Here is a 985-nt window from a genome sequence, read left to right on the forward strand (position 1 = left end):
GTCCCTCGGCTACCGCACCCCGGCCCAGTTCGAAGCCGATCTGAACTCGATCAACTAACCAACAAACGGTCCAAAAATCCGTTGCATCTCACTCGTTCTCGAAGACGCGGGGCCGGAGATTCTTTCCCGAGGACGAGGGACGAGCAGGAGAACGAGGAGGAGAAGGCGCCGACGGCGACTTTCACCCTTTCCTCCGCGGCGGGCGGGTGTTTTGGTGACGGGATGACGATCCGCCATTTCCTCACCGTCCCGCTCGCCCTTTGCTCGGTCCATGCCGCCGACCTGACTCCCTTCGCCGAGGGCGATGCCGCCCTGCGCGCCCGGCTGGAGAAGATCGAGGGCGCCCCGGCGCTCGCCATGGAGCTGAAGGATTGGGAGAATTCCAAACCGCTCGACCTGGCCGCGCTGAAGGGGAAGATCGTGGTGCTGGACTTCTGGGCAACCTGGTGCGGTCCCTGCATCGCCAGTATTCCCCACAACAACGAACTGGCGGAGAAGTACGCCAAGGATGTGGTCTTCATCGGCGTCTGCCACCCCAAGGGCGCGGAGAAGATGAAGCAGGTCGTCGAAAACAAGAAGATCGCCTACCCGGTGGCGGTCGATCCGGACGGGAAACTCGGGGACGCCTATCAGGTGAATGGTTACCCCGACTACTACCTCATCGACCGCGAGGGCAAGGTGGTGCTGGCCGACTGCGCCAACGGCAAGGTGGAGCAGGCGATCGAGGCGCTGCTGAAGGAGGAGTGAGTGCCGAGTGCCGAGTGCCGAGTGCCGAGTGCCGAGTGCCGAGTGCCGAGTGCCGAGTGCCGAGTGCCGAGTGCCGAGTGATCAGTGATCAGTGATCAGTGGTCGGTGATCAGTGGTCGGTGATCAGTGGTCGGTGGTCGGTGATCAGTGGTCGGTGGTCGGTGGTCGGTGGTCGGTGGTCGGTGGTCGGTGGTCGGTGGTCGGTGGTCGGTGGTCGGTGGTCGGTGGTCGGTGGTCG

1 protein-coding gene is annotated in these 985 nt (G+C 63.8%); it reads left to right on the forward strand.

Annotated features, from left to right (window positions below; translation table 11 throughout):
* Positions 1-222 precede the first annotated feature (222 nt).
* Positions 223-747: a TlpA family protein disulfide reductase gene (locus IG178_RS19495; protein WP_193214258.1), complete on the forward strand. Its 525-nt coding sequence runs from the start codon at positions 223-225 to the stop codon at positions 745-747.
* Positions 748-985: the final 238 nt, after the last annotated feature.

The sequence above is a fragment of the Neoluteolibacter marinus genome (genome assembly GCF_014904755.1).
GTDB classification, from domain to species: domain Bacteria; phylum Verrucomicrobiota; class Verrucomicrobiia; order Verrucomicrobiales; family Akkermansiaceae; genus Haloferula; species Haloferula marina.